This window comes from Paraburkholderia sabiae (assembly GCF_030412785.1).
Classification (GTDB): Bacteria; Pseudomonadota; Gammaproteobacteria; order Burkholderiales; family Burkholderiaceae; genus Paraburkholderia; species Paraburkholderia sabiae.
Window position 1 is genome coordinate 4674435 of the sequence record NZ_CP125295.1, and the last position, 22247, is coordinate 4696681.

General features: G+C 63.4%; 21 protein-coding genes. 7 read left to right on the forward strand and 14 right to left on the reverse strand.

Annotated features, from left to right (window positions below; all coding sequences use genetic code 11):
• Nucleotides 1–16 precede the first annotated feature (16 nt).
• The 5 genes from QEN71_RS21075 to ilvD all read left to right on the forward strand — a co-directional run bounded on the left by QEN71_RS21075 (nucleotide 17) and on the right by ilvD (nucleotide 5321).
• Nucleotides 17–970, forward strand: a complete 954-nt coding sequence (locus tag QEN71_RS21075; protein WP_201657108.1) for an AraC family transcriptional regulator — start codon at nucleotides 17–19, stop codon at nucleotides 968–970.
• A 22-nt stretch (nucleotides 971–992) separates the two neighbouring features.
• Nucleotides 993–1448 (forward strand): cupin domain-containing protein, encoded by a 456-nt coding sequence (locus QEN71_RS21080; protein WP_201657111.1) that lies wholly within the window; start codon nucleotides 993–995, stop codon nucleotides 1446–1448.
• Between the two features lie 234 nt (nucleotides 1449–1682).
• Nucleotides 1683–2708, forward strand: a complete 1026-nt coding sequence (locus QEN71_RS21085; RefSeq protein ID WP_201657114.1) for an alpha/beta fold hydrolase — start codon at nucleotides 1683–1685, stop codon at nucleotides 2706–2708.
• A 22-nt stretch (nucleotides 2709–2730) separates the two neighbouring features.
• Nucleotides 2731–3261 carry a cytochrome P460 family protein gene (locus QEN71_RS21090; RefSeq protein ID WP_201657117.1) on the forward strand — a complete coding sequence of 177 codons (531 nt, stop codon included), beginning with the start codon at nucleotides 2731–2733 and terminating at the stop codon, nucleotides 3259–3261.
• Between the two features lie 200 nt (nucleotides 3262–3461).
• Complete coding sequence (gene ilvD / locus QEN71_RS21095; protein ID WP_201657120.1) at nucleotides 3462–5321, forward strand: dihydroxy-acid dehydratase; 1860 nt, start codon at nucleotides 3462–3464, stop codon at nucleotides 5319–5321.
• 81 nt (nucleotides 5322–5402) lie between these two features.
• Here ilvD and QEN71_RS21100 read toward each other — a convergent pair whose 3' ends face one another.
• The gene (locus tag QEN71_RS21100) at nucleotides 5403–6503 is read right to left on the reverse strand and encodes a TIGR03118 family protein (protein ID WP_307792576.1); all 1101 of its coding nucleotides are present in this window, start codon (nucleotides 6501–6503) and stop codon (nucleotides 5403–5405) included.
• A 336-nt stretch (nucleotides 6504–6839) separates the two neighbouring features.
• Here QEN71_RS21100 and QEN71_RS21105 point away from each other — a divergent pair, with 336 nt between their 5' ends.
• A complete protein-coding gene (locus QEN71_RS21105) occupies nucleotides 6840–8126 on the forward strand; it encodes a phthiocerol/phthiodiolone dimycocerosyl transferase family protein (RefSeq protein WP_233472037.1) in 1287 nt (428 codons plus the stop codon).
• A gap of 7 nt (nucleotides 8127–8133) precedes the next feature.
• Here the strand turns inward: QEN71_RS21105 and QEN71_RS21110 are convergent, their stop codons facing one another.
• From QEN71_RS21110 to QEN71_RS21130, 5 genes are all read right to left on the reverse strand, one after another.
• Nucleotides 8134–8544 carry a hypothetical protein gene (locus QEN71_RS21110; RefSeq protein WP_201657123.1) on the reverse strand — a complete coding sequence of 137 codons (411 nt, stop codon included), beginning with the start codon at nucleotides 8542–8544 and terminating at the stop codon, nucleotides 8134–8136.
• An 83-nt stretch (nucleotides 8545–8627) separates the two neighbouring features.
• Complete coding sequence (locus tag QEN71_RS21115) at nucleotides 8628–9605, reverse strand: sulfonate ABC transporter substrate-binding protein (protein WP_201657126.1); 978 nt, start codon at nucleotides 9603–9605, stop codon at nucleotides 8628–8630.
• 11 nt (nucleotides 9606–9616) lie between these two features.
• Nucleotides 9617–10444, reverse strand: a complete 828-nt coding sequence (locus tag QEN71_RS21120; RefSeq protein WP_201657129.1) for a MetQ/NlpA family lipoprotein — start codon at nucleotides 10442–10444, stop codon at nucleotides 9617–9619.
• Between the two features lie 309 nt (nucleotides 10445–10753).
• On the reverse strand, nucleotides 10754–11851 hold the full coding sequence (locus QEN71_RS21125) for a PepSY-associated TM helix domain-containing protein (protein ID WP_201657132.1): 1098 nt from the start codon (nucleotides 11849–11851) through the stop codon (nucleotides 10754–10756).
• A 35-nt stretch (nucleotides 11852–11886) separates the two neighbouring features.
• On the reverse strand, nucleotides 11887–14034 hold the full coding sequence (locus tag QEN71_RS21130) for a TonB-dependent receptor family protein (protein WP_201657135.1): 2148 nt from the start codon (nucleotides 14032–14034) through the stop codon (nucleotides 11887–11889).
• A 305-nt stretch (nucleotides 14035–14339) separates the two neighbouring features.
• On the opposite strand from QEN71_RS21130, the gene QEN71_RS21135 reads away from it, so the two are divergent.
• On the forward strand, nucleotides 14340–14591 hold the full coding sequence (locus tag QEN71_RS21135; RefSeq protein WP_201657138.1) for a hypothetical protein: 252 nt from the start codon (nucleotides 14340–14342) through the stop codon (nucleotides 14589–14591).
• 15 nt (nucleotides 14592–14606) lie between these two features.
• Here the strand turns inward: QEN71_RS21135 and QEN71_RS21140 are convergent, their stop codons facing one another.
• The 8 genes from QEN71_RS21140 to QEN71_RS21175 all read right to left on the reverse strand — a co-directional run bounded on the left by QEN71_RS21140 (nucleotide 14607) and on the right by QEN71_RS21175 (nucleotide 22200).
• The gene (locus tag QEN71_RS21140) at nucleotides 14607–15362 is read right to left on the reverse strand and encodes a COG4705 family protein (protein WP_201657141.1); all 756 of its coding nucleotides are present in this window, start codon (nucleotides 15360–15362) and stop codon (nucleotides 14607–14609) included.
• A 90-nt stretch (nucleotides 15363–15452) separates the two neighbouring features.
• Nucleotides 15453–16760 (reverse strand): sensor histidine kinase, encoded by a 1308-nt coding sequence (locus tag QEN71_RS21145; protein WP_233472038.1) that lies wholly within the window; start codon nucleotides 16758–16760, stop codon nucleotides 15453–15455.
• A 177-nt stretch (nucleotides 16761–16937) separates the two neighbouring features.
• A complete protein-coding gene (locus QEN71_RS21150; RefSeq protein ID WP_201657144.1) occupies nucleotides 16938–17846 on the reverse strand; it encodes a LysR family transcriptional regulator in 909 nt (302 codons plus the stop codon).
• Between the two features lie 81 nt (nucleotides 17847–17927).
• A complete protein-coding gene (locus QEN71_RS21155; protein WP_201657147.1) occupies nucleotides 17928–19178 on the reverse strand; it encodes an acyl-CoA dehydrogenase family protein in 1251 nt (416 codons plus the stop codon).
• A 21-nt stretch (nucleotides 19179–19199) separates the two neighbouring features.
• A complete protein-coding gene (locus QEN71_RS21160; RefSeq protein WP_201657150.1) occupies nucleotides 19200–19964 on the reverse strand; it encodes an SDR family oxidoreductase in 765 nt (254 codons plus the stop codon).
• A 40-nt stretch (nucleotides 19965–20004) separates the two neighbouring features.
• Complete coding sequence (locus tag QEN71_RS21165) at nucleotides 20005–21033, reverse strand: phosphotransferase (RefSeq protein WP_201657153.1); 1029 nt, start codon at nucleotides 21031–21033, stop codon at nucleotides 20005–20007.
• Between the two features lie 24 nt (nucleotides 21034–21057).
• Nucleotides 21058–21732: a histidine phosphatase family protein gene (locus QEN71_RS21170; protein ID WP_201657156.1), complete on the reverse strand. Its 675-nt coding sequence runs from the start codon at nucleotides 21730–21732 to the stop codon at nucleotides 21058–21060.
• Nucleotides 21733–21966: 234 nt separating this feature from the next.
• A complete protein-coding gene (locus QEN71_RS21175; RefSeq protein WP_201657159.1) occupies nucleotides 21967–22200 on the reverse strand; it encodes a hypothetical protein in 234 nt (77 codons plus the stop codon).
• Nucleotides 22201–22247 lie beyond the last annotated feature (47 nt).

A 22247-nucleotide genomic window follows, 5' to 3' on the forward strand; every position in this document is an offset into this window, starting at 1 on the left:
TTCATGAGGCGTTTTCATGCATTTCGACACGCACGAAATGACTTTCGATTCCGGCCTGAGTGCGGGCGAGCGATGGTCGGATGTGATGCTCAACAGTCACGGCCTGCGTTGCGCTTTCGACGCGCAGCAGTCGGCCGATTCGACGGTGAAGAGCTGGAAGCTGGGCGAAGTCGGCGTGTCGCTTGCCGACCTCGCAGTGCAGACGCTGTCGCCCGTCGATGAAGCGTGGCCGTCGTGGCAAGGCGGCTGGACGTTCGTCAAGCTCGTGACGGCGGGGCATGTGCACGTGCAATGGCGCGGCCTCGTGCAACGTTTCGACGCGGGCAGCATGTTTATCATCGACCCCGTCTATCCGTTCGCGGAAAGCTTCCCGGACCGCGCACGGATGACGGTGCTGCGTGTTCCGAAAGCGAGCCTGCGCGAGCGCGGCGTGCATCATTCGGGTGCTGGGCCGCTGGTGGGCGATCCGCGCTCGCCCGACGTGCGCGCAACCTGCGACCTGATTCAGTGCATTGCAAGTCAGTCCACTGCGCCGAGTGCGATCGCGCGGAACATGATGGGCGAGCAGTTGCTCGAACTCATCGAATTTTCGATGATCGATCCGGGCGCGCGTTCGAAACGGCGATGTCCCGAAGCGTTGATTCATCAGGCGAAGCGTTACATCGACACACATCTCGGCGATACTGCACTCGACGTCGCTGCGATTGCGGGCGGCGTGCACGTGTCGTCGCAACATCTGCAGCGTCTGTTTCGCACGAAGGGCATCTCGCTGATGCGTTACGTGTGGCAGGCGCGGCTCGAGCGCGCGGCGCTGCTGCTGCGCGCGGGCGCAACCCGCAGCAGTTCGATTCAGGAAATCGGCTGGCAGTGCGGCTTCACGACTGCCGCGCATTTCAGCCGACTTTTCAGGCGTCAATACGGCGTGTCGCCATCGGACTTCCGCTTTGCGGGCGTTGAGGTTCAGTCATAGTCAGTCATAAGGAAAATCATCGATGTATAAGGCTCTATTCGCGGCAGCCGTCTTGACGGGTGCAATCGCATCGACGGGTTTGCACGCGGAAACGATCCAACCCGTCAAGGTGTCGAAAGCCGATCTGGCGGGCGCGATATTCAATCGCAAAGATGCCGTCACGAAGGATGAAAACGGCCATCGAAGCAGCGACGCCGTCACGTACACGTCGCCGGATAACGCGTATCAGACGGGTGTCTACAAGTCGGGCCCGTTGCACGAAGAGATCAAGGGCCCGCAGGGGCTGCCGTATACCGAGTTTCTGTATTTTCTGTCGGGCAGCGTGAAGCTGACGTCGTCGGACGGTAAGGTGATGGTCGTGAATACGGGCGAAGGCGTCACGCTTCCCAAAGGCTGGACGGGACAGTTCGATACCAGGGGCTACACCAAGCTCTACGTTACCTACGATTCCGACGAAGCGAACAAGGCGAAGCAGTAGCGCGAACGTTCGCATCCGTCAATTTCCCGCTGAAAGAAAAGGGCCGCGTTTTCGCGGCCCTTTTTGTATCCCAATGTATCTGCGCCGCCATCTGATACATACCGACTCAATCGCAGACACTGCGGACACAACGCAGATACGTCCGACGTGTTTAATACATCCATGCCAGCCGATTGCGTCTCCCGCAAGCGCGCGCAGATGTCACTTAAGCAACCGTACCTAAGGAAACTCACCATGTCGGATCAGATCAACACTCGGCGCCGTCGTCTGCTTGGGACGACCGTTGCGGGCATCGGCCTGCTGCAGATGGGCCTGAGCGAACTCGCGCAGGCCCAAACCACGAAGACGGTGTCGAGCGTCGGTTCGTACGCGGAGATCAAGCAGATCAATGCGGGCACGCTGAACATCGGCTACGCGGAAGCGGGTCCGCAAAACGGACCGGTTGTGATTCTGGTGCACGGCTGGCCGTACGACATCTATAGCTATGCCGAAGTGACGCCGCTGCTCGTCGCAGCGGGTTATCGCGTGATCGTGCCGTATCTGCGCGGCTACGGCAGCACGCGCTTTCTTTCGTCGGATACGCCGCGCAACGGCCAGCAGGCCGTGATCGCTGTCGATCTGATCGCGCTGATGGACGCGCTGAAGATCGACAAGGCGATTCTGGGCGGCTTCGACTGGGGCGCGCGCACGGTGAACATCGTCGCCGCGCTGTGGCCGGAACGCGTCAAGGCGATGGTGTCGGTGAGCGGCTATCTGATCGGCAGCCAGGCGGCGAACCATGCGCCGTTGCCGCCGAAAGCGGAATTCGCGTGGTGGTACCAGTTCTACTTTGCGACCGAGCGCGGCTATGCCGGTTACGACGCGAATCGCCACGACTTCAACAAGCTGATCTGGCAACTCGCGTCGCCGAAGTGGAATTTCTCGGACGCGACCTTCGACCGCTCGGCCGAATCGTTCAACAACCCGGACCACGTCGCCGTCGTGATCGACAACTATCGCTGGCGTCTCGGCCTGTCGCGCGGCGAGGCGAAGTACGACGACATCGAAAAGCGTCTCGCAACGGCGCCGACCATCGCCGTGCCGACCATCACGATGGAAGGCGACGCGAACGGCGCGCCGCATCCGCAGCCGGAAGCGTACGCGAAGAAGTTCACGGGCAAGTACGCGCACCGGAACATCGGCGGCGGCATAGGGCACAACCTGCCGCAAGAGGCGCCGAAGGCCTTCGCCGACGCGATCATCGACGTCGCGCGTTTCTGACGCACGAATGAGGAGCCATTCAATGCGAGCCATCCGGACCGCGTATGTCATCCTCAGCGCGGCGCTGCTGGTCGGCGCCGTGTCGGCGGATCAGGCGATCGCCGAGTCGGCCAAACCTGCGCAGGCCGTTAATAAAGCGGCGTCGCCGATATACGGCGTCACGATTCCCGAGGGCTACCGCAAGTGGCAGGTGATCGCGCCGGCCGAAGAGGGCGCGCCCCTCGACGAACTGCGCGTCGTGCTCGGCAATCCCGCTGCCGTGAAGGCGATCGAAAACTCGACGCTGCCGTATCCCGACGGTGCGACGTTCGTGAAGCTCGCGTACAAGCGCAAACAGTCGCCGGATTTCGAATCGGCGACCGTGCCGGGCCAGCCGACGACCGTGCAGGTCATGGTGAAGGATTCGCGCCGCTATGCGTCGTCGGGCGGCTGGGGTTACGGGCGCTTCATCAATGGACAGCCCGCCGATCTCGCGCAGCATCAGACGTGCTTCGCGTGCCACGCGGCGCGAGTCAAAGACCGCGACTACATCTTCACTCATTACGCACCCTAAGCGCACACGCGTCGGGCGGAGGTAAAGAGCGGCCGGCATACAGCCGGCCGCTTTTATGCGTTTACAACACACCCAAAGGCTGTGTGGGATAATCGCCGGGTTTGCCCAGGGCGCGACTCACGAGGTTGTTCGCACGGGCGCACGAGGGGCCTTATTCGCGTGGCCCGCTTTCTCTCTGCGATAACTCTCCCACAACCACGATGCCCGCATACCGTTCCAAAACCTCCACCGCCGGCCGCAACATGGCTGGGGCGCGCTCGCTGTGGCGCGCTACCGGCATGAAAGACGAAGACTTTTCCAAGCCGATTATCGCGGTCGTCAACTCGTTCACCCAGTTCGTGCCGGGTCACGTGCACCTGAAAGACCTCGGCCAGCTCGTCGCGCGCGAAATCGAAGCAGCGGGCGGCGTCGCGAAAGAATTCAACACCATCGCCGTCGACGACGGCATCGCGATGGGCCACGACGGCATGCTGTATTCGCTGCCGAGCCGCGACATCATCGCGGACTCCGTCGAGTACATGGTCAACGCGCATTGCGCCGACGCGATGGTGTGCATCTCGAACTGCGACAAGATCACCCCCGGCATGCTGATGGCCGCGATGCGCCTGAACATCCCCGTGATCTTCGTGTCGGGCGGCCCGATGGAAGCAGGCAAGACGCGCCTCGCGAATCCGAAGACGGGCACGATCGAGTTCAAGAAGCTCGACCTCGTCGACGCGATGGTGATCGCCGCCGACCAGTCCTACTCCGACGCCGACGTCGCCGAAGTGGAACGCTCCGCGTGCCCGACGTGCGGCTCGTGCTCGGGCATGTTCACGGCCAACTCGATGAACTGCCTGACGGAAGCGCTCGGCCTGTCGCTGCCAGGCAACGGCACGGTCGTCGCGACGCACGCGGACCGCGAGCAGCTTTTCAAGCGCGCGGGCAGCCGCATCGTCGAACTGGCGCGCCAGTACTACGAGAACGAAGACGAGCGCGTGCTGCCGCGTTCGGTGGGCTTCAAGGCGTTCGAAAACGCAATGACGCTCGACATCGCGATGGGCGGCTCGACCAACACGATCCTGCATTTGCTGGCGATCGCGCAGGAAGCGGGCATCGACTTTTCGATGACGGACATCGACCGTCTGTCGCGCAGCGTGCCGCAGCTGTGCAAGGTCGCGCCGAACACGAACAAGTACCACATCGAAGACGTGCATCGCGCGGGCGGCATCATGGCGATCCTCGGCGAGCTGGAGCGTGCGGGCAAGCTGCATACGGACGTGCCGACGGTGCACGCGCCGACCCTGGGCGACGCGTTGAATCAGTGGGACATCGTGCTCACGGATGACGCGGCCGTGAAGACGTTCTACATGGCGGGTCCCGCAGGCGTTCCGACGCAGGTCGCGTTCAGCCAGGACACGCGCTGGCCGAGTCTCGATCTCGACCGCGCCGAAGGCTGTATCCGCTCGTACGAGCACGCTTTCTCGAAGGAAGGCGGCCTTGCGGTGCTGACGGGCAACATCGCGCGCGACGGCTGCGTCGTGAAGACGGCGGGCGTCGACGAAAGCATTCTCGTGTTCGAAGGCTCGGCGCACGTGACGGAATCGCAGGACGAAGCTGTCGAGAACATCCTCAACGACAAGGTCAAGGCCGGCGATATCGTGATCGTCCGCTACGAAGGTCCGAAGGGCGGTCCGGGCATGCAGGAAATGCTCTATCCCACCAGCTACATCAAGTCGAAGGGTCTCGGCAAGGCATGCGCACTGCTGACGGACGGCCGCTTTTCGGGCGGCACGTCGGGTCTGTCGATCGGTCACTGCTCGCCGGAAGCGGCGGCGGGCGGCGCGATCGGCCTCGTGCGCGACGGGGACAAGATCCGCATCGACATTCCGAACCGCACGATCGACGTGCTGCTGTCGGACGAAGAACTCGCACGCCGCCGCGAAGAGCAGAACGCGAAGGGCTGGAAGCCTGCGAAGCCGCGTCCGCGCAAGGTGTCGGCCGCGCTGAAGGCGTACGCGAAGCTCGTCATGTCGGCGGACAAGGGTGCCGTGCGCGACCTGTCGTTACTCGACGACTGATTCCGCGAGCGGGCTTGCGTCCGCGTGCATTGAGAAGGCCGCTCGTTCGAGCGGCCTTTTTTATTGCCTTTTTTGCGGCGTTCAGTTCGCCGACGCGTCGATACGCCCGAACATGCCCGTCGTCTTGCTCGGACCTGCCGCATAGAACAGCGTGTTCTTCGGTTGATTGTCGACGTCGTTGCCGAAGCTGATGCCCCACAAGCCCTTCTGCGTGAACGGCTGGCCGTCGTGCAGCGTGAGCTTGCCGAGATCCTTCGCGGTGTTCGGATCGAAGGCTTCGATCGTGCCGTCGCCGAAATTGCCGACCAGCAGGTCATTGCTCAACGGACCGAAGTTCGCAGGCGCCTGCGCGATGCCCCACGGTGCATTCAGCACGCCGCCCGCCATTGCGAACTGCCTCACGAGATGGCCGCTCAGATCGAATTCGTCGAGCACGCCGAGTCCCGCGCCGACCACCTGCGCATTCGCCGTCGCGTTCTGCTTCGCGTAGGTGACGAAGATGTTGCTGCCGATCGCCTGAATGCCGAACGGCGCGAAGCCGGCGGGCACGCTCGGGTCCTTGAACTGGCCGTCGAGCTGGATCTTCTGGAACGTCGAGTTGAACACGTCGATCTTGCCGTTGTGGAAATCGGCGGCGTAGAGCAGGCTCTGACCGTTCAGAGATGCTGCTGTCAGGCCCTTGTAGATCGCGCCGCCGCTGGCGTCGTCGAACGCGGTGACGGCTTGCGTCGGCAGCACTTTCGGCGACCATGCCGCAATCGTGCCGGCATCGGTGGCCCAGACGAACACGGCGCTGCTGCTGTTGCCGCCGCTATTGATGACGAAGTCCGACGTCGAGTTGAAGATGATGCCTGTCGGGCCGGCGGGACCGTTCTGGCCGTCGGGAATCGTCACGACGAGCGATTGCACGACGCCATTGCCGTCGTAGAGCGTCGATTTGTGCGTCGTGTTGTCCGACACCCAGAAGGTGCCCTTCGGATTGAACGCGACGCCCCAGCCATTCTGCAGATTCGGATCGGTGTGCGCGGCGGGCGTGCTGCCGTCCGACACCAGCGCGGTCGAAACGAAGGGGCTTGCGGGCGGCGGCGGCGCGTTATCACTGCCGCCACCACAGGCTGCGAGGCCGCCCGCCACTGCGCCGGCGAGTGCGATTGCAATCAGCGATCTATACGTGTTCATCATCAGCTTCCTCATTCGTTGTCATGCGTTTCAATAGGATGGCTAATCAATCGATCTAGGGTCTTCCTGTCGATATGAAGGGTCCGTCTGCATCAGGACCTTCCTTCAGAACGACTGTGATTGCCCGTCTATTCCAGTGTTTTTTCGACGAAAGAGATTGCTGCATTCGCTTCGTTTCGCGCGCTTCCACTTCGCAACTCACGTCCATTTACGAGCGCCGCGTGTTACTGATCGCGTTCGACGAAATCGTGCAAACGAAAAATCCCGCCGCGAAGGAATAAGCGAAACGGGCCGGGTGTTGTTCGATATGCAACCGTCAATCAAACATGGAAGGACGTCATGAATTCCTTAGTTGAACCCGTCATCTCCCGCACCGCGCGCGCGTTGGGCGCAATGGAAAAGTTCTTTTATCTGCTGAGCCAGAGTCATCCGAATCATTTCGTCATGGCAGGCGAGGTTTCGGGCGAGACGCGCGTGGATCAATGGCAGGATGCGCTCGATCTCGTCGCGCATCATTCGCCGCTCGTCTGGTCGCGAATCGAGCGCAATCGCGACGGCGTGCCGATGTTCGCGCCCGTTGCGCACGGCGCGGTGCCGTTGCAGGTGAAGCCGTACGGTTCGTCGCACTGGACGGACGAAGCCGCCGCGCAAGTCGCGCAACCGTTCGACGAACTCAATCCGCCGTTGATGCGCGCCACGCTGCTGCATGGCGAAGTGCGTTCGATCATCGTGCTGGTCGCGCATCATTCGATCGGCGATGGCCTGTCGTTGACCGCGCTGCTCGGCGATCTGTTGCGCGCGATGGCGGGGCAGCCGCTCGTGCGCAGTCAGGAAACGATGGCCGTCGAGCGTCTGATCGAAGTCACGCATGGCGCGCCGCAGACCGATACGAACGCGCCTGCGCCTGCGGCAGTAGATGCGCCGTCTGCGCCCGTTCGCGAGCCGGTTGTCATGCGCGAACCGGATGGATCGCGGCCGCATGTCGAAGCGTTATGTCTGACGTCAGCAGTGACGCACGAGCTGCGTGAACGTGCACGCGCTGAGCGCACGTCGGTTCAGTCGGCGCTGGTCGCGGCTTTCACGCAGGCTGTGTGCTCGCTGACGGCCGATGCGCCGCGCCAACCGATGCGCGTGCTGTCGCCCGTCGATTTGCGGCGTCGGCTGCTGGGCGGCAGCGATCATCTGGCGATGTGCGCAAGCGGCGTCGTGCATCCCGACGATCATTCGCGCGATGCCGATCTGTGGAGTCGTGCGCGTCTTGCGGCGCAGGCGTTCGCCGATATCCAGTCGCCCGAGCGTCTCGCTGCGCAGGTGCTGGGCGCGCACGCGATGCTGGACACGGTGAACGGCGCGGCCGATGCGAAAGCGGTGTTCGCCCAGGCGTTCGGCAACGATGCCGTGATCACGAATCTGGGCGTCGTCGATCTGCCGAAGCGTTTTGGGTCACTGGCGCTCGACGCCGTGTGGGGACCGTCGGTCGCAGTGGGTGTCGCAGGCGAGCAGGTGATCGGCGCAGCCACGTACGACGACCGGCTGCATCTCGTGCACACGAGTTACGCGCCGATGCACGGGCTGCTCGACCGGATGGTGGTGGAAATCGGAGCGGCGTTGAACAAGGCCTCGTGATAGAGCTTCAGTTGTCGCAGCGCACGTCCTTCTTCTGCACGACGATGATGGCGGGATAGGTCTGCCCGTGTTCGAGTTCGACGCGCGCGACGACGGCGATCGTCGCGCTGTCGATGTCGTCGTACACGCTCACTTTCTCGTTGCGCAGATTGTCGACACCGGTGCAGCCCTTGGCGCGTCCATCGTCGGATACCTGGCACTGGAGCGGATGATCGGCGACGTAGCGAAAGCGGTCGCGGTCCGGCGTCGCGAGATATTCGCGCATGCTGTCGGCCGCGCCGCCGACGCCCGTCACGTAGCCGATTGCACAACTGAGGTTGTCGCCATTGCCGGGCGTCGCCGCCAGCGCAGCCGTGCTCGTGACTGCGAGCGCGGCTGCAGCAGCCGCCACAAATGTCGATGCAGAAAGGAATTTCATCGCGCGATTTGCCTGTGTACGATCGAAGTGCTGGATTGTAACGGCAACTCGCGAAACGGGTCCGCGCGACACGCGGCGCGTCGTCAGGCAAGATTCGGAGGCGCGGCCTTCGACACGTCGATGTGCTTCGGAATCAGGCCAAGATCGAGGAAGGTATCGGCGATCTGCTGCTGTTCGGCGAGAATCGCGCGCGTGATCGGCTCGGTGCCGAACTGCTGGCGCGCCACGACCACATCGACGACGGGCTTCGGCAAGCCCCACAGTTGCGCCAGTTCGCTCGCGAGCTGATCCCGGTTCTGCTTGCCCCACTGATCGACCTTGTCGAGTTCTTCGATCAGGATGCGGATCACGTCAGGATTTTTCGCGGCATACGTCTGCGACGAAAAGTAGTACGCCCGATTGCCGACCACGCCGCTCGCATCCGCGATCACGCGCGCACCCAGCGACTTCTCCGCCGCCGCGAAGAACGGATCCCAGATCACCCACGCATCGATCGATGCGCGTTCGAACGCAGCGCGCGCGTCGGCGGGCGCGAGGAAAACCGGGTGCACGTCGCTGTATTGCAGGCCGTGCTGACGCAGCAGCTTGACGAGAAAGTAGTGGACGTTGCTGCCTTTGTTGAGCGCAATCCGCTTGCCCTTCAGGTCCGCGACGCTGCGTATCGCCGATTGCGGCGGCACGAGCACGGCCTCGGATTGCGGCCGCTTCACGGTGGCCGCGACGTACGTGAGCGGCGCGCCCGCGGCCTGCGCGAAGATGGGCGGCGCTTCGCCGACGTCGCCGAAATCGATCGAGCCGACGTTCAGCGCTTCGAGCTGCACGGGGCCCGCTGCGAATTCCGTCCAGCTCACGGAAACGTTCAGCGGCGCGAGCCGCTTTTCGAGCGTGCCGCGTCCCTTGAGCAGATTCAGATAACCCTTCTGATTGCCGATACGTAACGTGCGCGCCGACCCTTGCGCAAACGAAGCGGGCACGACGGCGCTCGACAACGCTGCGGCAGTGATGCCGAGCGACTGTTTCAGGAAGGTGCGGCGGCCGTGAAATGTTTTGACGTTGGACATGGCTGTATCGCTTAGTGTTGCGGCGCGCCGTCCCATGCCGGCAGCGTCGCGCCGTGATAGACGGTCAGGATCGACGAAGCGACATTGGCCTGCTGGTAGCTGTCGACGAGCGTCTTCACCCACGGCGCTTTCGCATCCTTCGAATTCACGGCGATGAAGTTGCGATACGGATTGCCCGGCACCTTCTCCTGCGCGATGCGTTCCTGCGGAATCTGGATGCCCGCCTTGATCGCCCAGTCGGTGTTGACGACGGCTGCATCGAGATCGCCGATCGCGCGTCCGACGATGCCCGCGTCGAGTTCCTTGATCTGCACGTGCTTCGGGTTATCGGCGATATCGCGCGCAGTCGGCAGCAGGCCGACGTCCGGGCGGAGCTTGATGAGCCCGTTGGCCTGCAACAGCAGCAGCGCGCGGCCTTCGTTGCTCGGATCGTTCGGCACGCCGATGGTCGCGTTCTGCGGCAGCGCCGCGACCGACTTCACCTTGCGCGAATAGAGGCCGATCGGTTGCACATAGGTGAAGCCGACGGGCACGATGTCGTAATGGCGCGCGGCGATCTGCGCGTCGAGATATGGCTTGTGCTGGAACGAATTCGCGTCGAGATCGTGTTGCGCAAGCGCTTCGTTCGGCTGCGTGTAGTCGGAGAACGTCGTGATCTTGACCGTGATGCCATGCTTCGCCGCGTTGGCCGCGACGGCGCGCCACACGTCCTCGTCTTCGCCGGACATGATGCCGACGCGCACGGTTTTATCGGCGGCGAGCGCGGGTTGCGCGCTTACGATGCCGAAGGTCAGCAAAACGGAGAGAAAAGCGACCTGGAGTGTTCTGGTTGTTTTCATGGTTCGGAAAGTCGTTGGGTGAAGATGCGCAGATCGCGCCGTTAGTGCGCACCGCTCAACGCGGAGCTTGCGTGGTGCCGAAGTAACACAGCGCGAGAGCGGCTGCCGTCGTCGTCAGGAAGTCGCGAAGTGCGCGCGTGTGGTGAGAGAAGAATGCCAAGCCCGAAAAGCGTTCCACCGATTGTCCTTATGGTCGCGTGTGATCCAGGCTTCGAATGTAGCGAAGCCCGTCGCGCAAGCGAACCAATTAAAGATCACAATCAAAGCAGTTCTGGCGCTATGGCAGCGCGGCCGTTCGAGCGAACGGGATCAGCGGCTGCGCGCGTGGCGTGCCTTGCGTCGTCTCCACCACTGCCAGATGCCCGTCACGCCGAGACCGAACAGCGCGAGGCCGCCGATACCGAGCACGGTCATCAGCGCCGGTCCGCCGATTTCGCCCGTATGCAGCGGATAAATCACCGACACGGCCCGCGCGCCCGGATCGAGCTGATCCCAGCGTTGCGCGGCGAGCACGTTGCCCGAGTACGGATCGAGCCACACGGAGGTCAGGCCGTTCGGATGCGGATCGTCGGGCAGACGCATGCGCACGCGCAGCGGCGTGTCGGCTTTCGCGGGCATCTGGACGATGTTGATCTGGCCGTTCGGGAACGCGTCGTGTGCGCGCGCGACGAGCGTATCGACGGGAAGCATCGGCGTTGAATGCGAAGGCGGCGCGGACAGTGAAGGTGCGCGCATCGGATGCGAACCGGCAAGCGCCGTGATCCATCCGCCGAGCGGCCGCCACGCCATATACGCGCCCGTCGACACCGACACCGCGATCACGAACCCGAGCGTCGCGCCGCCGACGCGATGCAGGTCGTACAGTGCGCGCGTGCGTCCGCGCCGCAATTCGATCCGCCACGCCTTGATGCCCGCGCGCGGCCACCACAGCACGAGGCCCGACACGAGCATCAGCAGATAGCACAGCGCGACGCATGCGAGCAGCGGCTTGCCCGTCTGATCGAGCAGCAACGAACTATGCAGCTTGAACAGCACGTTGAAAAAGCCTTCCGTCTGTCCACGCCGCCCGAGTTCGCGACCCGTGTACGGATCGATATAAACGGCGCCTTGCCATTTGCCGCGCACGGTTACTTCGAGGCTTTGCACTGCGGAGCGCGGCGGATGAAACGTCAACGCGGCGCGCGGCCCGAACTCGCTGGCGAGATGCTGACGTACGCTTTCGAGCGTAACCGTCGTGGCGTTTTCAGAAGGCGCGGCGACGCGAAACAACCGGGGATGCAGTTGTTCGTCGAGCGGCGCGGCGATCATCAGCAGCGCGCCCGTAATGCCCATCAGCGCGAGCACCCAGCCAACCGACAGCGCAAACCAGCGATGCGCGACGACCCAGTAATGTCGAAGGCGCGGCATGGCGGCTCTGGCGGCGGGCGTTGACGCTTGCATCATCAGTAGATGAAGTGGCCTTGCACGTAGACCATGCGCGGCGCGCCGACCATACGGCCCGGATTGCCGTCGACGTTGCGCGTGTAGTAGCGCTTGTCCGTGAAGTTGTTCACGCCGAGCGTCAGGCTGCTGCCCTTCCAGTTCGGAATCTGCCAGTCGGCCTGGAAGTTGTAGGTGCGAAAGCCCGGCACACGGCCCGTCGTCGCCGCCGCGTTCTCGTTGACCGTGTTTTGCAGGTCCGAGTACTGCGAGGTCTGATGCGTCGTCGACAGGTTGAAGGTCCAGCCGTGCGTTTCGTACTTCAGACCCATCGTGTCGGTGATGCGCGAATAGAACGGCACGTCGAGACCCGCCGTTGCGCCCGATTCCTGGATCGCCTTCGTGTACGTGAAGTTCGCGTAGGCATCGAGGCCGCGCAGCACGCTGTCTTCGTCGAACGCGTAGTCGATCGCGGTTTCGATACCCTGGTGATGCGTCGCGCCGATGTTCTGGAACGTCGGCGGCACGACGCCCGGCACCTGAAGAATCTGGTTGTCGAAGCGCATGTTGAACGCGGTGATTTCCGCGTGAATGCGCTTGCTTGTCCAGCGCGCGCCGACTTCGAAAGTCTTCGCGACTTCAGGCTGCAACGGATTCGTCGCCGACTGCGAGTTCAGCTGCAGATTCTGCACGGGACCGAACGACTCGCTGTAGTCCGTGAACAGCGTCAGCGACGAGTTCCACAAATACTCGAGGCTCACGGCGGGCAGCGCCTTGTTGTTGAGCGTGTCGAAGGTCTGCTTGAGCGTGTCGTCGCGGCGCGTCGATTCGATGTGCTCGAAGCGGATGCCCGGCGTCAGGCGCCAGCGGCCGAGTGCAAAGCGGTCGTCGATGTAGACGGAGTGCGCGTCGGTGGAATTTTCGAAGGTGGCAGTCGGGCCGATGATGCCCGTGGCGATCGACTGGTTGTAGCTGTTGTCGTCGCCGCGTTCGCGGATGTAGCGATAGCCGACAGTGATGTCCTGTTGCAGCGGCCCGAGCGTGAAGCGTTGCGTGAAGCGCGGCTCGACGCCCGTCGTGTTGTAGTTGCGCGGCTGGTACTGCAGCTGCGTGCCCGCGGCGTTGATGAGCGCGCTGGTGCGGTTGGCCTCGTTGTACCACGCGCGGACTTCGAATTCCTGATTCGCGTTGAACGTGTTGATGTAGCCGACTTCGACGGCTTTGCGTTCGCCTTGCCAGTAGTCCGTCGGACGCGTGTTCTGGAACGGATCCTGGTTGTATTGCGCAACCGTCAGGCCGCCCGGCGTACGCGACTTCACGTCGTAGTACGAGAACTTGCCGTACAGCTCGGAAGTCGGCGTCAGTTCGAAGCGCCATTTGAGCGCGAGGTCGTTGACGCGTTCGTCGCTGCCGTCGCGCCAGTCGCGGCCCGTCATCCCCGAGTACAGCAACGCGACGCCGAGGCCGTTGTCGAGTTGCGTGCCGAGGAACGTGTTGTATTGCGTGTTGCTGCCGCCGCCCGCTGTGTAGATGTTTTCGCGCACGGAGGCATCGGCTGTCAGACCCTTCTTGTCCGGGATGTCGCGCGTGCGGAAGTTGATCACGCCGCCCACGTTCTGCGGGCCGTAGCGCACGGCGCCGCCGCTGCGTACGACGTCGATCGATTCGATGTTGCCGAGGCTGATCGGCGCGAATGACAGCTGCGGCTGTCCGTAAGGTGCAACGGCCATCGGAATGCCGTCGAGCAGCACCGTCGAGCGCGGCGAGTAGCGCCCCGTCAAGCCGCGCACGCCGATGTTCAGCGAAATCTGGCTGCCCGCCGTGCCGGAGTTGTCGGTGACCTGCACGCCGGGCACGCGGCGCATCACGTCGCCGATGCTGGTCGCGCCGCTCGCTTCGATTTCCTGTTTGTCGACGATCGTGCGCGCGCCCGGAAACGTCTTGACGCTGTTCTGCAGGCCGGAGCCGAGCCAGTCGCCGGAGACGGTGATCGAATCGAGCGTGGTCTGCTTGTCGCCTGATGCGTTCGATGCGGCGGGTTTCGCGGGTTGCGCTTCCTCGTCCTGAGCCGATGCGTAGTCCGGCGACGCGAGAAAGGCGAGGGCGGCGACGGCCGCAAAACAGTTGAGCCGGCTGACTGTATCGATGCTCCGGCGAACGGCGAAGGCCATGTTTCCCCTGATTCTTGTTCTGGAGGACGCCGCGCCGGATTCGCTCTGCAAGCGTGTGAGCGCGCGGAGCGAACCTTCCGAAATTTTACGAAGTATTGTTCCAACGGCGGGCGCGATTATAATGAGAATCACTATCATTTGAAAGTGATTCCCTTGTTTTTCGTAGGGTTGCGCGAAAGGAAGGGGTTCGCGACATGCGCGCGCGGCGCGCGCTTCCTTACCGGGACGCCGATGAATGGGAAGGCAATGTTGGAGACAGCGGCTTGAACTAATATCTGGCAATAGTCGAGACGGGAGAGCGGGTCGTGCCGTCAACATTTGCCATCAGATATGCGGCCGCCGCGCTTGTCGCGATGTTGGGTGTTGCGTCGTCGCAAGCGGCAGCGGCCGACGCTAAGCAGGACTCCGCCGCCAGCGAGCCCAAAACGCTAAAAGAACGACTCGGCGACAAGGCCAGCGACGACCAGCGCGTCGACAACTGCAAGGTGCCCGTCGCAGAACGCGGGAGCAAGGTGCGCCCGGACGATTGCTCGCACGGGCGCAAGACGGGTCAGTAGTCGCGCGGCGATCTGCTAGTGCGAAACCTTCGCCGGCCGCTGCCGGAAGAGCGTCCCGCACACGACGATGAACGCGACGAGCGCAATCGACGCGCCATAACGGCTCATCGCGAGGCCGCCATTTGCGATCGGCTTGTCGAGGAAATCGCCGACCACTGCGCCGAGCGGTCGCGTGAGGATGAACGCCGCCCAGAACAGCAGCGTGCGCGGCAACTGCGTCGCGTAATACGCGATGACGAGCGCAAGCAGCAGGCCGCCGAAGATCAGCGCCGCGCCTGCATAGCCGAGACCGGCTGTATCGGCTGTCCAGTCGCCGAGCGCGGTGCCGAGCGTCTGAGAAAACATGATCGTCACCCAGTAGAACATCTCGGCTTTCGCGGACGAAACGGTCGCCACGGAGACGGAACCCATCGTCCGATACCAGACGAACAGCGACGTGAACAGCAGGAACAGCAGCAGCGCGCTGCCGCCTGCGTAGCCGATGCCGAGCGAGCGGTCGGCGAAATCGGCGAGTGTCGTGCCGACGGTGGTCGTCGCGATGATCGTGACCCAGTACAGCACGGGGTTGAAGCGCTCGGCGCGGATCTGCGCGATCACGGCAACGATGAAGATGACGGCGAAAATGAGTGTGCTGATCAGATAGCCCAGATTCATCGACATCGAAGCGGCATCGCCGCCCGTTTCGCCGAGCGTGGTGGCGGCGATCTTGATGATCCAGAAGGCGAGCGTGACTTCGGGTACCTTGGTGAGGGCCTGGTTCGCTTTATCCATAACGTATGTGCGCAATTGAGTGACGGACGCCGCGTCGGCTGCCTGCTGGCAGCCGCGCGGCACAAAGCGCACAGACTAGGGGTTGCCGCCTTAAGAGATCCTTACAGGGGAGGCGGATTTGTGCATCGGCACGATCACGCGCACCCACAAGCCGCCATCGGGATGATTGCCGAGCTTGAGTTTCGCGCCGCAATGCTGCGCGAGCCGGCTGACGATCGACAACCCGAGTCCCCAATGTTGTTCAAGCTCGCCAGGGTTTTCGCTGCGCGGCTCGTTCGACGCGAGTCGCATGAACGGCTGCATCGCCGCGTCGAGATCGTGTTCGCTGATGCCGTTGCCGTGATCGCGCACGCTCAGCACCCATGTGCGCACGCCGCGCAGCGTGCAGATTTCGACGGGCGGCGCGCCGTGCGCAAGCGCATTGCCGACCAGATTGCCGACCAGCCGCTCCAGCGCATTGCGCGGCAGCGTGAAGTCCGCGCCCGCGCTCAGCCGCAGCACGATCTTTGCATCGTCGAGCGCCGCGCCGTGCACGAAGCGATCGTGCAGCCACGCATCGACGCAGACAGGCGCGGCTTGCGTCTCGCTGCGTCCCACCACGTCGACGAACTGACGCGCGACGTTCGAAAACAGATCGATGTCCTCGATGAAACCCACGCGCTTGTGCCATTGCGCGACATTCAGCGCACGCGTGCGCAACCGCGCGACGCGCGCGTCGATCTGCCGCGAGAACGCCGCGAGCGCCGTCGACTGTTCGTCGAGCGCTTGGCTGTGGCGGCCCATCACATCGTTCAGCGCACGCGCGAGCAGACGCACGTCGCACGTGCCGCGATCGGGCACGCGCAGTGCGCTGCCATGTGTGCTGCCATGTGCGTCCGCGTCGCGCGCCATCTGCGCCAGCTCGCGCAGATGACGCCGCATCTGGCAGAACCAGTACGCGCACAGCGCGATCAACGCGGCCGGCAGCGACAGGATCAACGGCGCGAAACGCGTGTCGTAGTCGAACGGGAAGGATGTGGCGTCCCACCTATCGGACGATTCGCTCCCGGCGAGCGCGAGCGCGTTCATCGGCATCGATAGGGACGCGGCGGGCAACCAGACGGCCGTGCGCAGGCTCGGCGCGACCGGTGTGCCGAGATCGACGAGATGCGGACGGATCGACACGGCGGGGCCGATGCCGTTCGTGTCGTCGATATCGGGCGCGGCGTCGTCGCGCGATGCGTAAGCGGTGAGAGTGGTGAAAGTGGTGAAGGCGGCAGGCGCAGCGCCCGGCTGCGTGGCGCTGAAAGGGGATTCGTCGGCGGTTAAAGAAACGGACTCGATCAGCCGATAACCGATATGCACGGCAAGCAACATGGCCACCGATAACAGCACCGTTCGTGCGAACAAGGTATTCACGTCTTTCTCTACGTCGATGTTTCGCTCAGGTCGTGTCGCGAAGGTCTTCTTGGGAACTGCGCGCAAACTGCCTGCGAACTGCGCGCGTGCCTTCGGATTGAAGCGATGATCGCCGAAAGAGGCCAGCCCCAATTCGCGGAACAGCCGTGAAAAGAGGCCGTTCCTTACCAGATGTTTCTACTTGCGCTGCGCGCCCATTTCCTGCATCAACCTGATGACTTCGCCGCGCACCCACCGGTTCGCCTGATCCTGCTCGCCGCTGCGATGCCAGTACAGATGCCATTCGAGCTTCGCGAGCGGAAACGGCAGTTCGAGAATGCGTGCGTCGTAGCGTTGCAGCAGTTGCACGGGCGCGGTTAGCGCGAGGTCGGTGCGCAGCGCGATCAGCGGCGCGACCATGTAGTGCTGCACGCGCATCTGCATCTGCCGGCGCTTGCCGAGCCTGTGCAGTTCGGCATCGACGAGTCCGCTGCCCTGACGGCGGCTCGACACCTGGATGTGGCCGAGCGCGAGATAGTCGTCCATCGTCAGCGTGTCGCCCGCGAACGGATGATCGTGACGCAGCATGCACGCGTAACGGTCGCTGCCGAGCGGCAGTTGATGCAGTTGCGGATCGTCGATCAGCGGCACGTCGATCGCGAAATCGATCTTGCCCGTCGCGAGCGCGGCGGGCACTTCGTTGCGCGGCGTGAAATAGCTTTCGATGCGCATGCCGGGCGCCTGCTGCTGCAGCACTTCGCCGAGCGCGGGCAACAGGATCGCTTCCGTCAGATCGGGCATGCTCAGCCGGAACGTGCGCTCCGACGCGGCGGGCACGAACACGTCGCCTTCCGTCGCGCTCGTCTCCAGCAGTTGCAGCGCCTCGCGCACCCGGCCGATGATGTTCTCCGACAATGGCGTTGGCACCATGCCCGTCGGCGTGCTCACGAAGAGGGGATCGTCGAACGCCTTGCGCATGCGTGCGAGCGCGTTGCTGACGGCGGGCTGCGTGATGAACAGCATTTCGGCCGCGCGCGTCAGGTTGCGCTTGTCGTAGATCGCTTCGAATACGACGAACAGGTTCAGATCGAGCTTCGGTGGACGCATCGCACAGTCTCCTTTCGCCCGACATCATAAGCGAGGGCTTTTATGGCGACGCGCCCTTGTGTCGGCTTTGCGCGAGGAAGATCAGTCGCGCATCGGCGGAGTGAGATACGCAGCCGCCGCGCCGAGCGTTTCCTTGCTCGCGCCGATCTCCATGCGCGCGATCGCTTGCAAATGCACTTCGTCGGGGCCGTCCGCGTAACGCAGCGCGCGTCCCCAGGTCCAGTGATCGGCGAGCGGCGTGTCGGGGCTCACGCCCATCGCGCCGAAAACCTGCATCGCGCGATCGCAGACGGTGGTGTGCAGTTGCGGCACCAGCGCCTTGATCATCGAGATTTCCTTGCGCGCGGCCTTCGCGCCCACTTCGTCGATGAGCCACGCCGTCTTCAGTACGAGCAGCCGCGCCTGATCGATTTCGATGCGCGACTTCGCGATCCATTCGCCGACGGCGCCGTGCTGATGCAGATACTTGCCGAATGTCTTGCGTTTCTGCGAACGCTCGATCATCAGTTCGAGCGCGAGTTCCGCCGCGCCGATCGAGCGCATGCAGTGGTGGATGCGTCCCGGTCCGAGCCGCGCCTGTGCGAGCGCGAAACCGCTGCCTTCTTCGCCGAGCAGATTCGTGGCGGGCACGCGCACGTTCGTGAACGTGACTTCGCAATGGCCTTCCGGCGAGATGTGGTTCATCACGGGAATGTTGCGCACCACTTTCAGGCCGGGCGTATTCGCGGCCACGAGAATCATGCTTTGCTGCTGGTGCGTTTCCGCGTCGGGATCGGTCTTGCCCATCACGATGAAGAGCTTGCAGTTCGGATGCGCGGCGTTCGTGATGAACCATTTGCGTCCGTTGATCACGTAGTCGTCGCCGTCGCGGCGGATCGACGTCGTGATGTTCGTCGCATCCGATGAAGCCACGTCCGGCTCGGTCATCGCGAACGCCGACCGGATCGTGCCGTCGAGCAAAGGCACGAGCCATTGCTCGCGCTGCGCGGGCGTCGCGAACATGTGCAGCAGTTCCATGTTGCCCGTGTCGGGCGCATTGCAGTTGAAGACTTCGGGCGCCCACGAAATGCGGCCCATGATTTCCGCGAGCGGCGCGTATTCGAGGTTCGTCAGGCGCGTGCCGGGCTCGTCCTCCTTCAGATGCGGCAGGAACAGATTCCACAGGCCTTCGGCTTTTGCCTTCGCCTTCAGATCTTCCATGAAAGAGGCGGGAAACTGGCCCGCATGCACCTCGTCGAGCCATTGACGATGACGCGGCACGATGTGCTCGTCCATGAACGCACGCACGCGGCGGCGCAAGTCTTCAACCTTGGGGCTGTAGCCGAAATTCATGATGTGTTCCTTGATGTATTGCTAGATCGTCAGGCCACCGTCGACGACGATGCATTCGCCGTTCGTATAGCTCGCCGCATCGGACACGAGGTACAGCACCGTGCCCGCCATTTCGTGCGGCTCGCCGTGACGGCGCAGCGGAATGTTGTTGATCCAGTGGTTATAGATGTCCTTGTTCTCGAACAGCGCGCCCGCGAATTTCGTTTTCGTGAGGCCGGGCAGCAGCGCGTTCACGCGGATGCCGAGCGGCCCGCATTCCTTCGCGAACGCCTTCGTCATGTTGACGACGGCCGCCTTCGTGATCGAGTAGATGCCTTGCTGGTCGCCGGGCTGAAGCGCATTGACGGACGCCGTGTTGACGATCGCGCCGCGTCCTTGCTCTCTCATCAGCTTGCCCGCTTCGACCGACATGAAGAAGTACCCGCGCACGTTCACTTCGACGGTCTTGTTGTACGCGGCGAGATCCGTGTCGAGGATATGGCCGAAGTACGGATTGGCCGCCGCATTGTTGACGAGGATGTCGAGCTTGCCGTGCTTCTCGCGGATATGCGCGAACGTCGCGGCGATATCCTCCATGCGTCCGACGTGGCATGCGAACGCTTCCGCGCTGCCGCCCGCGGCGCGAATCGTCGCCGCCACCTGCTCGCATTCGTCGATCTTGCGGCTCGATACGATCACATGCGCGCCCTGTTGCGCGAGCAATGTTGCGATTGCTTCGCCGATGCCGCGGCTCGCGCCCGTCACGAGTGCGATACGGCCCGTCAGGTCGAAAAGGTTCGTGCTCAAGCTTGTCTCCTTCATGTTTTGTCGTGAATGTGTTTGGCGCCTACGCGATGACTTCGACCGCGAGTTGCGCGAGCGGCTCGACCATCGCACCGACTTCATGCGCTTCCGCGCTCGACGCATTGCCTTGCAGCGCACGCGCCTTCACGCCCTGCGCAATCGATGCGAGCCGGAAGAAACTGAACGCGAGATAGAACGGCCAGTTGTCGATGGCGGGCAGGCCGCGCAACGCACAGTACTGCGCGACGATTTCGCTTTCTTCGGGCACGCCGAGCGCCGCTCGGTCTAGTCCGCGCAATCCCGTGATATGACCTTGCGACGGCAGCCGCAGACACATGCAGAAGTACGCGAGATCGGCGAGCGGATTGCCGAGCGTCGACAGTTCCCAGTCGAGAATCGCGCGCACTTGCGGCGTGTCGCTCGCGAAGATCAGGTTGTCGATGCGGAAGTCGCCATGCACGAGCGACGCCTGTTGCGTATCGGCGGGGCAGTGCGCGGGCAGCCAGTCGATCAGCGCTTCCATCGCGTCGATGCGCTGCGTTTCGGCGGCGCGATACTGCTTGGTCCACACGCCGATCTGACGTTCGAAGTAATTGCCTGCGCGTCCGTAATCGCCGAGTCCGACGGCTTGCGGATCGACGTCGTGCAGCGCTGCGAGCGTCTTCACGATCGACGCGTAGTAATCGCGCCGCGCATCGCGCTCCACTTCGGGCAGCGCCGGGTTCCAGAAGATGCGGCCTTCCTCGTAGCTCATCAGATAGAACAGGCTGCCGATCACATCGCGGTCTTCGCACAGATGCCATGCGCGCGCGACGGGTACGGGCGTATCGGCGAGCGCGCTCAGCACGCGGAATTCGCGATCGACGGCGTGCGCGGACTTCAGCAGTTGTCCGGGCGGCTGACGGCGCAGCACATAGCGGCCGCTTTGCGCGTCGAGCAGGTAAGTCGGGTTCGACTGCCCGCCCGCGAACTTCGTCGCGCGCAACGGGCCGTGAAAGCCGGCAACGTGTTGCTCCAGATAAGGCGTGAGGCGTTCGAGATCGAGCGTGGTGTCGTGTTGATCGCTGGTCATATCGTTCGAGGCGTCGTTCGCGGATTAACCGTAGGTCTGAAAGGCGCGGCGCTGCGGATCGTCGAGATGGCCGATGCCGTTGAAGCTCGACAGTTGCAGCGTGTCGCGATTGAAGAAGTAATGGCTGACGCTGCTGTTGCGGATCTGCATGTTCAGCGCAATGGCCGTCGCGGCGGGCGCCTGCAGGATCTGCTGCGTGAGCGCGGCGATCACGCCGCCCGAACTGACGACCAGCACGCGCTGCCTGCTGCCATGCTGGATCGCGCGGCGCGCATCGGCGACGCGTTGCTGGAACGCTTGCCATGTTTCGGGCGCGCGACCGTCGAGCGCGCCTTCCGTCCACAGTTGCAGCACTTCGCGCAAAGCCTTGAAGAAATCGCGCGGACTGCGCGTGGCGCGTTCGGCGAGCGCGGCGTGTTCATCGCCCAGCGCGCGAAAGAGGGCGTGGAAATCGTATTCGTCGAGACCGGGATGGATCTCGGTTTTGAACGGCGGGGCGCGGAGGCCTTGCGAGATTGCGTCGGCGGTTTGCGCGTGACGGCGCAGCGTGCCCGTCATCACGCGGTCGAAGTGGATGTCGCGTTGCGCGAAGTATTCGCCGAGCCAGATGCCTTGCTGCTCGCCGACTTGCGAAAGCCGGTCGTAGTCGTCAGTGCCTAACGACGCCTGGCCGTGCCGTACCAGAAAGAGTTCCGCCATCGCATGCTTCGCCAGGGAAGAGGTGAAGCCAGCTTAGCGGTGGCCAGGGCATTCCTGAAGTTTATTTGATGAATCTGTGGGTATTCATTGGGATGATGACTTGAGGGTATCTGAATCGCAACTAACTGTCTGCCTCGTGCATCTCCGCCCATATCCGCGGCATACGCGTCAGGCGTTTAGCCGCTCACGCCGCGCGTTGCGCCGGGCGCCATCAGCATCCGGCGCGTAGTCGGCTCAGCGGTTGCCGTCAAGCAGATCGTTGAGCATCGTGTCGAACGCGGCTTGGGCGTCTTCGAGTTCCTGAAGCGCGGCGTCGAAAGTCTGCAGCGCGATCTGCGAAGGACGGCCGCTGCCCGCGGGCGGAAATTGCGATTGCAACGCGGCGAAGGCCGTCTGCACCTGTTTCGTTGCGTTCAGGACGCGCTCCATCGCGCTGGTTTCTTCGGCTCGTGCCGCTGCGTGATCCATGCCTATGCTCCGTGTTTCGTCGTGCCGTGTGGGCGAGGCGCACACTA